This is a genomic window from Chryseobacterium sp. A301 (assembly GCF_054489425.1).
This window is the reverse complement of record NZ_JBTMWY010000001.1, coordinates 580,056-593,327: the sequence shown is the minus strand read 5'-3', so window position 1 is coordinate 593,327 and position 13,272 is coordinate 580,056. Positions and strand designations below refer to the sequence as shown.

The window sequence follows — 13,272 nt, the reverse complement described above, 5'->3', positions numbered from 1 at the left end:
GTGAGACCAGGGCAAATCCGCGAAGAAAAAAAGACAATCCCAACTTAAATATCACCCTGCTTCTTTTTAAACACAAAGGCGCTTACCAGTAGGGTCAGATTCACCAGAACAGCGAATCCATTGGAAAGAATGATGGGCCATTCCTGTTTTAATATCCCGTACCAGACCCAGAGTGAGAGCCCCGTAATTAAGACCCCAAGGGTCAATAAGGAAAGATCTTGCGCATTCTTCTCTTTAAGCACTTTAATGAGTTGAGGCAGCATGGCCACCGAGGTCAAAACACCGGCTACGGTTCCTATAAGGGTTTCATCCATGGGATATCGGTTTTTGATTTAACGCTTCGCGCTCGGCGTGCGAGACCTCGTAGCTCGCCTCTCGTAGCGCCTGTATTTTTCCTACGGGCCTAAGGACTTCGTGGCTTTCAAAGGGATTAAACGAGAGGTTTTCCAAATCCGGATCCCCGGAATTCAACACCCCGGAGCATGCTAGTTCGCCAATACAGACCCATGGAGAATTTTTCCACATGCGGTTTAGAAAATTTACGGGCTGGCTTTGCGTATCGAAAGCAAATTGAACTAGTAGCTCTGCCTTGTAGCCCTGGCCATTCGCCATATAAGCTTCCACAGACTGGTCTACGCGCTCTAAAGCCTTGCCTTTTTCGCCCTTAGGCTGTAGCTTATACTTGACCATCGCGTCCCCAAAGCGGTAGGCTCCGACCGAATGGTATTCAAAGTCCAAACTAAAGCGCTCTTTGGTTCGATACAGTTTAAACACTTGCTCCATAAACGAAACGTTCAGACTGCTCTTAAGAACATGGGGCAAAGCGCCCAAAATAAGTAAACTGCTCTTGACTTTAGAAAAAAGTCCCCCTGTAAAAAAGGTATTTATATGAATAAAGAGATTTAAAAACCTTTTCACGCTGACCATGGGAAATAACGGAAAATTCACCAACGGAAGATTTAGTACGCTTCGGCTGTGATCCGACAGACGAAGCGACACTCCAAAGAGCGGAAGACCCCGACGCGGACTCACTATTTTCAAGTGCGGATGCGAGAGGCGCACAAGGGCGTGGTAAGACTCAAGATTAAAGAGCTCATTCCCCGCCTCATTAGGGAGGAACGTTCCTTCTAAAAAACTGTAGGTGGTGGCATGGGCACCCCGAGTGGCGTAGCCCTTAGGGTTTTCAACTTTCGAATGGCGAACAAAATTTTTCACGGCCTTTAAAGCCTGTTGCAAAAGGGAAATTTCTGCAGCGGATAACTGACTGTAGGTCTGAGAGTAAGGAAGTTTTTCTTTCATAGGGCCTAGGTTTATCGTTAACGTTCTTGCTCGGTGGTGGCGCGACCAAACTTGAAATACGGGGTAAGCGGATGTGTTCTTTTCTTCAAGAAAAGCGAAGCCATTTCCATTCCTATGACCGAGAACGTGATTCCGTTTCCTCCGAAACCGAGAACAAAATAGGAATGTGGAAACCTAGGATGAGTGCCAATGTACGGTAGGCCGTCTGTTGTTTCTCCAAAAGTACCCGCCCAGACAAAATCCGTGTAAAACTCATACGTGGGCCATAGTTTTCGGAATTCACTTTTTAAGGCCATTTCCTTCGAATTGAGTTGGGCATCTCTCTTCTTTGCGTCTTGGAACTCTTCGTCTGCTCCCCCTACGAGGAGCCTTCCGTCATCCGTAGTTCGAAAATACAAATAGGGATCTGAAGTGTTCCAAAATAAGGTAGTGCTTAAAGGTTTTATAGGTTGTACATTCACTTCCGATACCATCGCATAAGTACTCTTTAGGTCCACAAATTTTTCTTCTATAAAGCTCTGTGTTTCATAGCCAGTGCAATATAAGATACGGTTTGCGTTAATTTCATTTCCGTCTCCACATTTGGCAATCACATGGTTTTTACAATCTTTAACCTCTTTCAGTTCGGTCCGATCAAAGACCTTTAACCCTCTTAAAGAATTGTACCTTAGAAGCTCATGGGCAAGCCGATAGGCATCCACGCTAGCCCCTTGGGAGCTAAGAATTCCGCCGTAAGCTTTTTCAAAGCCATAGCGTTTTTGAATCTCTTCTTTTTCTAGCCATCTTACATTGAACCCTGCTTCTTTCCGGGACTCAAATTCTCTCTTAAGTCCGACCTCCTGCTTTTTAAGCGCGGCGTAATAAAGCGAGTTTTTCTTTGTAAACCCAGCTTTGGAATTAATCTCCTTGGTAATTTCCTCTAGTGTATCAATCGCTTGCGCGCAGGCCTTGTAACTAGCTTCAGCTCCCTTTTTTCCAATTTTTTCAATGAGTTCGCACAGAGGGAAATCGATCTCGTACTGTAGAAGAGAGGTGGTAGCAGAAGAACTGCCATGCACGACTTCACGCTTATCAATAAGAACAGTGGAATAGCCGTCTTTTATCATTTGATGAGCAAGCAAACTTCCCGTAATGCCTCCACCTACGATGAGTACATCGCAAGCAATCGATTTTTTAAGAGAAGGATAAGAAGAAACCAGTCCATTTTTTACTAGCCAAAAAGGTTCATTTGATTTGAGATCCATAGAGTTACACTTACGTAAATAATTCAACTATCGAAGGTATTTATTCCCCGGTGTAAGAACTTACACAATTTGCTTAATGTTTTACATGACCGGAATTTTTCTTTCAAAGTAGAAGTAGTGGAATGATTTTGTCATTCTTACTACGTGAACTCTAAAGCAATAAACCCATGCAAGCATTCGATTCATTGAAAGGAAAAACAGTCGTGATTACAGGCGCTTCCAGCGGAATTGGGAGAGCTGCCGCAGAAGCTTTTGCACTCCAAGGCGCTCGAATTGTTCTTGCGGCTAGAGGAGAAAGCGCCCTAAACGAAACCCTGCAACTCATGCGAGATTTGGGCGCGAGCGCGATAAGCGTTCCCACCGATCTAACACAAAGGGATCAGATAGAAAATTTAATTCAAAAAGCGCTTCAATTTAATGCCCGAATTGACATTTGGATCAACAATGCGGGCGTGATGGCCACGGGCCATTTGGAAGACATGCCGTCAGAGGCATTGGATCAAATTATTAAAACAAATCTCTTGTCTGCGCTCCATAGCGCCAAAGCTCTCCTTCCAATCTTTAAAGCTCAAAACGAGGGTGTACTGATAACCAATATCTCGGTTTCAGGCCATATGCCTATTCCCTACGCGACCGCCTACAGTGCATCCAAATTTGGACTCAGAGGTATGATGGAGGCGCTCGAATCAGAAGTATCCGATTATCCCAACATACACTTGGTATCACTTTACCCAGGGATGCAGCGCTCAACAGGAAATATGCACAGTGCAAAGTATTCAGGGTTTGATATGAAAGTACCACCCTTCTCTTTTGACCCTAGAGTGCTCGCCAACCAAATGGTTACGCTCGCGAAGTATCCAAAAAGAGCGGCAACAACCGATTGGTCCTCTTTATTTTTACAATCCGCCTACAGCCTGTTTCCAAAAACCATGATGAAATCCGGCTCGTGGGTTCTTAGAAAACTAATGGACAAAGACGGCGCCCAAACCAATGGGAATCTTTTTGTTCCTTCCCGTGCTCCCCATAGAATTTACGGGGAAACGATGCTACCTCCCCCATCTAAAAAAACCAAAAAAATTCTTCTAGCCGGAGGCTTGCTTTCGCTAGCTTATGCCGTATTTGCATTTTCGAGAGGCAAATAACTCAGAACTCTTAAAAATCCTTTCAAGATTCATCACAAGTAGAAAAGTGCCAAATAGAACAGGGAGACCGTATTTTCCTAGCCCCTGATCGGTGGACACCCTTGGTTTCACTCGCGCCCTCTTTTTCATAAAAGTAAATTAGGTAGCATTTATTTAGACTTATTAAAAATAATTAATACTTTTGCAGCACGATCTACCAATCTATGCAGTCAAAAGTTCCGCCTTTTCGTCCTTCTCTTTTCAAATGGGTATCCTTACTTTTTGTTTTGATTCCAAGTCTTGGCTTTGCACAACTACTTGAAGGAGTAGTTTTGGACAAGGAAAACCGGGTTCCCCTCACCAACGTTCGAATTCAAATTGAAAACACGCAGACTTGGACTCTCACCGATCGCCATGGACTGTTTCGTATAAAGTATCAACCTGGCGAAACGCTTGTCTTTAATCGAAGCAATTTAATTTCTATTCAAAAGACGTATTCACAAATTCCCAGTAGAAAGGTCGCAATTGAAATGGATCGTCTCTCGGCCCGAATTGCAGAGGTGACCCTATCGCAAAAGAAAAAACAATACTCTGAAATTGAGATTCGGGAGGAAGCTTTAAAGAATATACAAGCCTTTTCTGTAAACGAAGTTCTAGAACAGCTTCCCGGTCAAAAACTCATGAACTTAAATCTGAACGAGTTTAAACCCATAGCCTTTCGAACTGTAACCCCAACCACCGTCAGCAATGAAGGCTTTGGAAATAAATCGTTTGGAACCTCTGTGGTGATCGATGGGATTCCCCTCTCGAACAATGAGAATATGCAGACCTACAACTCGACTTACTCTGGTCTCTTCTCACCAAACTCTATTGGTTTTGGAGTCGGTGGAGGAAGCAATGGCTATTTTTCCAATTCGAACTATGGAGTCGATCTTAGAGAAATCTCCACGGACAATATTGAAAAAATTGAGGTAATCCAAGGAGTCGCCTCCGCTCGGTATGGAGATCTTACCTCTGGGGTGATTGCCATCACTCAAAAAAAAGGAGAAACTCCGCTTCGAGCCTACGGGGCGTTTCGAAATGGAACACAGGAATACAATCTCAGCAAAGGGTTCAAGCTGAGTGAAAAAGCTGGATTTTTGAACCTAAATGTAAATTACTTAGATTCGAACACCAATCCCAGAACCAAGTTTAATGTTTACCAAAGACTTACCACCAATGCAATCTGGTCGTGGAACAGCACAAACCGCCGACTTCTAAATACTTTTTCAGTTTCTTATTCTAGCAACCTCGACGATGCCAACTTTGAACAGGAGGATACTTCGATGAAAATAACATCGAATAAGAAACGAGATCTTCGCCTTTCCAACACGCTTAAATGGCGTTTTGAAGACTCTTTTTTTGACAACTTAAATTTTAGGGCAAGTTACTCCAGTGGATATCAGTTCTCACACGATTCTCAACTCGTCAACATTGGTGGAGAAGTCGTGGGTACCTCAACAAAGGAAGGTGTGTATCAAGGATACTATACCCCTGTGAGCTATCGCCAAACGAAAGAAGTGGAAGGAAAGCCTATCCACTTATACAGTGCACTGGATCTTGGAAAGAAATTTCAGACCGGCAAATGGAACCACAATACGTCACTTGGGATCGATTTTTCATTAAGTGACAACAAAGGTCAGGGACGACTGGGCTCTCCAGAAACCATGCAAAATCAATTCGCAAATGGAACGGGAGGCGGTGGAATTGCTTTTAGACCCTATAATTTCGGAGACAATGTAAAAGCAGAATCGCAAGTGGGACTCTACGTAGAGGACAATATCTACCGCAAATTCGACTCCGTTCTTTTCAACTTATCGGTCGGGCTAAGAGCCGATTACCAAAATGAAAATTTCTTACTCGCCCCTCGTATCAATACGTATGTGATTTACAACAACTTTAAACTTAGGGGAGCCTTCGGGATTTCTTCCAAATCACCTTCGCTTAATATGATCTACACAGGTCCTAGAGTATTTGACGTCGTGCTTGGCGATGTGAGACTACCCGGCTACTACAACCTTAGCGTCGTTCAAACCTTTATTGACCAGGCGGACAACAAAAATTTAAAACCCTCACGTGGGATTCGTAGTGAAATCGGAATGGATTATAAGTTCCCTTTTGGAAACATCGCCCTAACGGCATTTTACAATAAACTTTCCAACGGGTTTACCACGGAGCGTTACGCGACTCGGCGCGATTTGGCTGACATCGAGTTTCTCTATAACGGGGCAAGCGCCCCCACTTACGAAATTTCAGGGTACAGCGATTATTACTTCATCCAAAACAAAGCCTCAAACAATTTAAATTCGAGCGACCGAGGACTGGAACTTCTCTCCTCCATTAACCGCCTGTTTTTAAACTCACTCAGCCTTGATTTGCAAGCGTCCTATACGGTAACCAAAAGCAATTCAAACACCGATTCGTTCTATCGATCCAAAGACCCGCAGTCCACTGAAATCTACGGGCTTTACCGCTCCTACGAAACCACCCACGACCAGCTGATCTTAGGGGGCGCCTTAAATTACCGCATTCCGAAAGCCGGAATGATCTTTAGCCTGCGCTCTCAGCATTACCTTATAGACGGTAACGCCTTTTACAACCCTAACACTCCATACGCCTACCTAAATCGCGATTTAGATAAAATCCTTCTGACCCCCGAGCAGATCTCGGATCCTAACCAATTCGCGCACATTAAGTCGGGCAATACAGATCAGGTGGAGAATAAACTCGATAAAGTTTACCACAACCTAAACCTCAAGATCACCAAAGAATTTAGAAGCGGCTTTAGACTCTCCTTTTATGGCAACAACTTTCTTGATTTAAAACAAACCACACGCGTTTACGAAAACGGACAGTACGTGAAACGACTTCAGCCCGGGCTCCTTGACTTAAGCTTCGGCGCGAAAATCGAATACGAATTTTAATCCTTCAAATGCCTCACCAATGAAAAACCTTCTTTACAGCCTTTTTGCTTTCTTAATCGTCCTCTCCTGCCGAGACGACGACTTCGGCAAAGGCGCCACTGCCTTACAACCCGTGGATTTCACCGTGAGCACTCACTACGATTCCGACTTGAATGCGGAGGCCTCACCAGGCACTACAGTGGTTCTTACCAATACAGGGACGGGGGACGTGTATACGCAGAATGCCAACGAAACCGGCCAGGCCGCTTTCACTCAAATACTGCCGGGAAACTACACCGTAACGGCCACCTCCACACTGAGTAGAGACCAATTTACGCAGCGCTTTGGCTACGACCCGCAGGTGCCTGAGGTGCACTTTAACGGCGTTCAAGAAAACGTGACGGTGAACGTGAATGTGACCTCGACGCTCGTGGCATTAAAAACGGCGCGGTTAGGAAATTTGGTGATTAAACAAATTTACTACTCGGGCTCCCACACCACCCAAGGGGCGATGTTCCGAGATCAATTTATTGAAATTTACAACAATTCCAACGAGACGCTCTACGCCGATGGCCTTTACATTGCGCAGCTTTTTGGAAAAATCAACACCACGACCGCGGACTATACGCTGCCTAACGGACAATACGATTGGTCCAAATCCCTCGGCATGAGTCTAGGCAGTAAAGCAAACACCGACTACGTCTACGCGGACTATGTGATTCAGATTCCCGGAACCGGAATCAGCTACCCTATTGAGCCCGGAGAAAGCTTCTTAGTGGCCGCAACGGGGGTAAACCATAAAGCGCCCCTACTAGATAACACGGGAGACCCGATCGAAGTGCGCGACCCAAGTCTGACGGTGGATTTAAGCGGCGCCGACTTTGAGGTGTACCTGGGAGACTTTAGAGAAAGCATCGGTGAGGCGGTCTTTAAATCCGACATTCAAAATCCCGCGGTTCCCGACGTGCAGATTGCCTACTGGGGGATTCCGGGATACTATTCTAACAACAAGGATCTTTTAATGGATTCTTTTGGAAGGGACAGCTTTGCCATCTTTAGAACCGAGGACTTTGCTTCCTTTGGCGCTTACACCAATCCTAGCGTGACGACGGTAAGTTCCAATTCCAGCTACTTTAAACAAATACCAAGCAGCCTTCTTATTGACGGCGTGGAACTTCAACATTACAACCCGAGTTCGCCAAGGCCTAAAATGCTAACCTCCTCCGTGGATGCAGGCCACACAAACACGGATGCTGCCTACAATTCCCAAAGTGTCATCCGCAAAACCAAAACCACCCTACCGAGTGGAAGAAAAATTCTGGAAGACACCAATAACAGTTCGAACGACTTTATTAAACTGGAAAAAGCGACCCCTAAAGGCTTCGCCAATTAACAATGAAACGACTCTTACTGACCGGATTTATCCTCGGAACTAGCGTGCTCTCAGCACAACTTAAAGACACTCTTAATGTGGCTCAAACGGCGCTGCACCAAAATTACGAGCGTGCGCTTAAGCAAAATCCTTTGCAGGTCACCAATTTAAATTTGGCTACTTACACCCTCACTAAGCTCTCGCACGAAGTGGTAGATGCGGGACTCAAACGGGTGCAAACCCCGGAGCAGTCTACGGCCTACCGGTTTGAGGCAAAAGGGATTTACAACCCGAGTGAAAAACTAAGACTCTTTGGCCAGTTTGGGTACGAGCACCGGATGGAAAAAAACATGGGTTATAACCTCAGTTCCAGACGCACCGATTCGGATTTGGTTTTAAACCCCAATTACCTGCTGGTTCCCAAGCCAGCCGATTGGGAAACTCAGAATTACACCCTAAGCGGCGGGGCCACCTTAAAAGAGGGGCCACTCAGATTGGGCGCTGAAGGATACTATAACGCCCAGAGTTCGTATCGAAAAGCCGATCCCAGACCCTCGGTCCTTACGGCCGACTACGGCGCAAAACTGCGCGCGGGTTATCAGCTGGGCGCGCACCAATTATCCCTTGTTGCCGGCGTGGGGCGCAGCACCGAGACCAACGACGTGATGGCCGTAAATGAGTACATTAATGCCCCCGCCTATCCCGACACCTACGTTCGTTTCTCGAACGGCTACGGTCGCGTGGTTAACTTTCAATCCTATTCGGACTTTTTATACAAGACCTACAAGTACCAGTTCGGAGCAGGCTACCAATACCAAACGCTGCAGTCTGAGCTCAATTTAAACTACGAATACCGCTATGCTCTGGAGGAGATCTTTGGCAAAGACGCCAATAGCCAGGTGTATATCGATCCTCAGCTCCTCAAAATGAAATACCGGCTTATGGAGCATGCCACCTTTGGGACCTTTCTCACACACATTGGTGCGCATCAACTATTAGCCGACTTTGGCGTTAGCATTAAAACCGGGGACAATTACAATAAGGAGGAAAAGGGTCAGAACTACCGACTGACTTCTGATAAATTCTTTTTAAACACGCAGCTGACGACCCAAAATAAAAAGGGACTGAACTACGGGCTTCGTTTTTCAAATGCCCTGCATTTCTTTAGGGCGCGAGACCTTCTGGGCGTGACCGACAAGATTGCCGATAGCTGGACGATGAAACTTAGCGGTCTGAAAGAAATCTACCAAAACCCAAAAGCCACCCTCAGCCTCGAATTGGGTCTCCAGCAGTACATCCCGCTAAAGACCAGCTTAAATTATGCAGCGGCCTCCTCCGATTCGTTCTTCTACACGAACGTCATTTCGCCGGATCACCTTTACGAGGGATTAAGCAAAACCGGAGGGTTTTTAGAAGTCGCATTCCTTGGAAAACTCAAAAAAGACTCGAATTATAAGATTTTCGCTAATTTTGAGGGCTTATTTAAAAACGGCAGTTCAAGTGAACTTCCGGACCATTTTAACCGTCCTTACAGCTCTGCCGAGTTTGGACTTGTGATTTATTATTAAAGACTATGAAATTTGTACTTCCGCTTGTCGCGCTTCTGGTTTTAGTTTATTCCTTCACTCCGGTGAATGAATCCACGCGCGCCGACCGAGGCATTGATTTAAGAGCCCTGTACTCCAGCGGAGATCCCTCCACTTGGCCAGAAGCTCATTTGTTTGAGGAGGCTCGCGAGGGTTTTCAGGACATTGGCCCCCTTCCCAAACCGAAATTCCCGAAAGACAATCCCTACAGCAAAGAAAAAGAAGAACTTGGAAAAACTCTCTTCTTTGATCCTCGACTTTCTGAGTCCGGCCAAATTTCGTGTGCCAGTTGCCACGATCCGGAACTGATGTGGGCAGACGCAAGAAGAGTCGCGTATGGCCACGATCGCCAACTAGGCATACGAAACACCCCTACACTTGTAAACATTGCGTACGCCACTTCCTTATTCTGGGATGGGAGAGCAAAGGATTTAGAAGACCAAGTGAAATTCCCAATTGAAAACCCAGTGGAAATGAATATTCATTCCAAACTTGCCGTAAAACGAATAGCCAAGATAAAAGCGTACAGACCGCTTTTCGAAGAGGCTTTTGGCGAAGGGAAAATCACACAAGACAAAATAGACAAAGCCATTGCAACCTTTGAGAGGACCCTTTTAAGTCCCGCTACTCGTTTCGATCAATTTGTAAAAGGAAAAAAAGACGCACTTAGCGATTCCGAAGTTCGAGGACTTCATCTCTTTAGAACCAAAGCCAATTGCATTAACTGCCACAATACACCCTACTTTTCAGATCAGAAGTTTCACAATGTAGGACTTACTTATTTCGACCGTGAATACGAAGATCTAGGACGCTACGAAATCAGCAAAAACAAGGAAGATGTCGGGAAATTCAAAACGCCATCTCTTCGAGAAATCTCTCACACTGCCCCCTACATGCATAACGGATTGTTTCCCGATATTCGTGGCGTATTAAATATGTACAACGCAGGAATGCCCAATGAGAAATGGAAAGAAAGCGGGCGGGGAATCTCACCAGAAAAATCCGGTATGCTAACCAGTCTTAATCTTTCAGAAACTGAACTTGTGGACCTTGAAAACTTCCTTAAATCGCTCCACAGTTTACGTTACAAAATGAGAGCTCCCGAGCTTCCAAAATAATAAAATTATACACAATAAATAATCAACAAATAAAGTTATGAAAAAATTAATCCTTCTAACCGGCCTGTTCTTAGCCTCCCTTACTCTAAATGCTCAAGTAGCGGATATTGCCCCTGCAACCAAGGGTCAAGAGTACGGTTCTGGTGTTAGTGAAGCTCAAACCTTCGATGTATACAGTGCAGACAAACTTGTTCGCGAGATGTCAAGTAAAGACAAATTAGAAAACCTTGTGATCCGAGCAGAGGTAAGCGGAGTCTGTGAAAAGAAAGGATGCTGGTTAACCCTTGTTAATGACATGGACACACGCGTGTTTGTAAAAATGAAAGACTACGCATTTTTCCTTCCTCAAGACATTATGGGAAAAACCATTCTCTTAGATGCTGATGCGGAAAAGATGGTGACTTCGGTTAAAGAACTTAAGCACTACGCTCAGGATGCAGGAAAATCTGCTTCAGAGATTGCAAAAATCACGAAACCACAAACAGAGATTCGCGTGCTTGCTTCAGGCATCAAGGTCGTAAACTAAACGACCCCTTTCTCTAGTCAATTTGTAAGAGCTGTTTTCTAAAAAAAGAATTCAGCTCTTTTTCATTTGCCCCAAACCTTAAAAAATCAAAAGACCACTCAAAACAGTGGTCTTATATAAGTTGCAATGTAATTTCAGCTCTGAACTAGGTATTTCAAGAACGAATTTTGAAAGGTAGTCTTTTACATTCTTTGTACGGTTGAAATCCCCAGAAGGCCTAAGGCTCGCTGAATAACCCTCCCTGTTACAAACGAAAGAGTTAAGCGTAAGTTCTTTTGCTCCTGCTCCCCATTTAAAATGGGAGTATTTTGGTAGAATGCGTTGTAGGATTTTACGAGCTCGTATACATAATTAGCGACATGTGCTGGTGAAAGAGCATCCGCTGCTTTCCCTACCACTTCTTTATAATTGGAAAGTACTTGAATCAGTTCTTTCTCATACTCATTTAGTTCACCAGAGAAAGAGATCTCAGTCGAGTCCTCGAAGCCTGCCTTACTAAGTAAGGACTGAATTCGTGCATAAGTGTACTGAATAAAGGGACCTGTATTTCCGTTAAAATCTATGCTCTCTTTTGGGTTAAAAAGCATCTTCTTTTTAGGGTCCACTTTTAGCATGAAGTATTTTAAGGCTCCTAGACCCACAGCCTTGTAAGAGGCCTCTTTCTGCTCCTCGTTTAAGGATTCAAGCTTTCCTAATTCTTGCGCTTTCTCTTTGGCTGTAAGGTACATTTCCTCCATTAAATCGTCTGCATCTACAACCGTCCCTTCTCTAGATTTCATTTTACCCTCGGGAAGCTCCACCATTCCATAGGACAGGTGATAAAGTTGATCTGCCCAAGAATATCCTAATTTCCCTAATATTTTGAAAAGGACTTGAAAGTGGTAATCCTGTTCATTTCCAACGGTATAAATTAACTTATGGATGGGATTGTCTTTAAATCGCTGCACTGCAGTTCCTAAATCTTGCGTCATATACACGGAGGTTCCGTCAGAGCGAAGAAGGAGCTTTTCATCCAATCCCTCAGCAGACAGATCCACCCAGATGGATCCGTCCTCACGACGTGTAAAGACTCCCTCATTGAGTCCTTTTTGAATGATATCCTTTCCTAATAGGTACGTATTGCTTTCGTATTGGACCTGATCAAAATCAACTCCAAGGTTCTTGTAGGTTTCTCCAAAACCCTCGTAAACCCAAGAATTCATGGTATTCCATAAATCACGAACCTCTTGATTTCCTTTCTCCCAGTCGAGTAGCATCCGCTGCGCTTTCTTAATAGAAGGGGCTTCTTTTTTTGCCTCTGCTTCCGAGAGTCCGGACTGCATTAATTCCTTTATTTCCTGCTTATACTTCCTATCAAAAGCAACATAGTAGTTTCCCACCAATTTGTCACCTTTAAGTCCCGTGGACTCAGGGGTTTGTTCTAGTCCAGATTCCTGCCACGCAAGCATCGACTTACAGATATGGATTCCACGATCATTTATAATTTGAGTTTTGACCACATGATAGCCTGCTTCTTTCAAAATAGCAGCGACCGAAAACCCTAAAAGGTTGTTTCGGATGTGCCCTAAATGCAGAGGTTTGTTTGTGTTCGGCGAGGAATACTCTACCATCACAGTCTTCTCTTTCTGTTCAATTTGATCGAGTCCACTTTGGGTGGCTAAAAGTTCTTTCAGAAAGAACTCATCTTTCAACTTCAAATTCAAAAACCCTTTCACCACATTAAAGTCATGAACAAAATCTGTATTGCCCGTAAGGGCTCCTCCCAATTCCAAACCAATTAAATCAGGACTCTTTTTCAATAGTTTTACAAGAGGAAATATCACCACTGTGAAATCTCCCTCAAAATCCGTTTTGTTGTCTTGGACCTCGAGTGTGATGTCATTAATTTGATATAAATTCTGAATTAACTCAGAGAGTTTTTTCTGTAGTGTGGCTTTAATTGTCATTTCTAAGGGTTTGTTATGCAAATATACTGCAAAATAAAAAATCGACTCATGAAACATGAGTCGATTTCGGCTAATTCATATTAGCCTCTCTAACTTGATTGAAAAAATTACAAGTTAT

The 13,272-nt window shown here is 44.3% G+C and carries 10 protein-coding genes; 6 read left to right on the top strand and 4 right to left on the bottom strand.

Annotated features, from left to right (window positions below; all coding sequences use genetic code 11):
• Positions 1-44: 44 nt before the first annotated feature.
• The 3 genes from ACX3PU_RS02800 to ACX3PU_RS02790 are packed head-to-tail and all read right to left on the bottom strand — an operon-like array spanning position 45 to position 2,543.
• Entirely contained in the window at positions 45-314 is a 270-nt protein-coding gene (locus tag ACX3PU_RS02800; protein WP_459083381.1) for a SemiSWEET transporter, read from the bottom strand.
• Positions 307-1,299 carry a catalase family protein gene (locus ACX3PU_RS02795; protein WP_459083380.1) on the bottom strand — a complete coding sequence of 331 codons (993 nt, stop codon included), beginning with the start codon at positions 1,297-1,299 and terminating at the stop codon, positions 307-309. The genes ACX3PU_RS02800 and ACX3PU_RS02795 overlap by 8 nt, the downstream gene beginning before the upstream one ends.
• Positions 1,300-1,316: 17 nt before the next feature.
• On the bottom strand, positions 1,317-2,543 hold the full coding sequence (locus tag ACX3PU_RS02790; RefSeq protein WP_459083379.1) for an NAD(P)/FAD-dependent oxidoreductase: 1,227 nt from the start codon (positions 2,541-2,543) through the stop codon (positions 1,317-1,319).
• Positions 2,544-2,710: 167 nt separating this feature from the next.
• Between ACX3PU_RS02790 and ACX3PU_RS02785 the strand changes: the two genes are divergently transcribed.
• From ACX3PU_RS02785 to ACX3PU_RS02760, 6 genes are all read left to right on the top strand, one after another.
• Positions 2,711-3,685, top strand: coding sequence for an SDR family NAD(P)-dependent oxidoreductase (locus ACX3PU_RS02785; protein WP_459083378.1), 975 nt, complete (start codon positions 2,711-2,713; stop codon positions 3,683-3,685).
• Positions 3,686-3,888: 203 nt separating this feature from the next.
• On the top strand, positions 3,889-6,627 hold the full coding sequence (locus ACX3PU_RS02780; RefSeq protein ID WP_459083377.1) for a TonB-dependent receptor plug domain-containing protein: 2,739 nt from the start codon (positions 3,889-3,891) through the stop codon (positions 6,625-6,627).
• A gap of 19 nt (positions 6,628-6,646) precedes the next feature.
• Positions 6,647-7,999, top strand: coding sequence for a DUF4876 domain-containing protein (locus ACX3PU_RS02775; protein WP_459083376.1), 1,353 nt, complete (start codon positions 6,647-6,649; stop codon positions 7,997-7,999).
• 2 nt (positions 8,000-8,001) lie between these two features.
• Positions 8,002-9,546 carry a DUF6850 family outer membrane beta-barrel protein gene (locus tag ACX3PU_RS02770; RefSeq protein ID WP_459083375.1) on the top strand — a complete coding sequence of 515 codons (1,545 nt, stop codon included), beginning with the start codon at positions 8,002-8,004 and terminating at the stop codon, positions 9,544-9,546.
• Positions 9,547-9,551: 5 nt separating this feature from the next.
• Positions 9,552-10,682 (top strand): cytochrome-c peroxidase, encoded by a 1,131-nt coding sequence (locus ACX3PU_RS02765; protein WP_459083374.1) that lies wholly within the window; start codon positions 9,552-9,554, stop codon positions 10,680-10,682.
• A gap of 37 nt (positions 10,683-10,719) precedes the next feature.
• Positions 10,720-11,208, top strand: coding sequence for a DUF4920 domain-containing protein (locus ACX3PU_RS02760; RefSeq protein WP_459083373.1), 489 nt, complete (start codon positions 10,720-10,722; stop codon positions 11,206-11,208).
• 182 nt (positions 11,209-11,390) lie between these two features.
• On the opposite strand, the gene argS is transcribed toward ACX3PU_RS02760, so the two are convergent.
• Positions 11,391-13,154 (bottom strand): arginine--tRNA ligase, encoded by a 1,764-nt coding sequence (gene argS / locus ACX3PU_RS02755; protein WP_459083372.1) that lies wholly within the window; start codon positions 13,152-13,154, stop codon positions 11,391-11,393.
• Positions 13,155-13,272 lie beyond the last annotated feature (118 nt).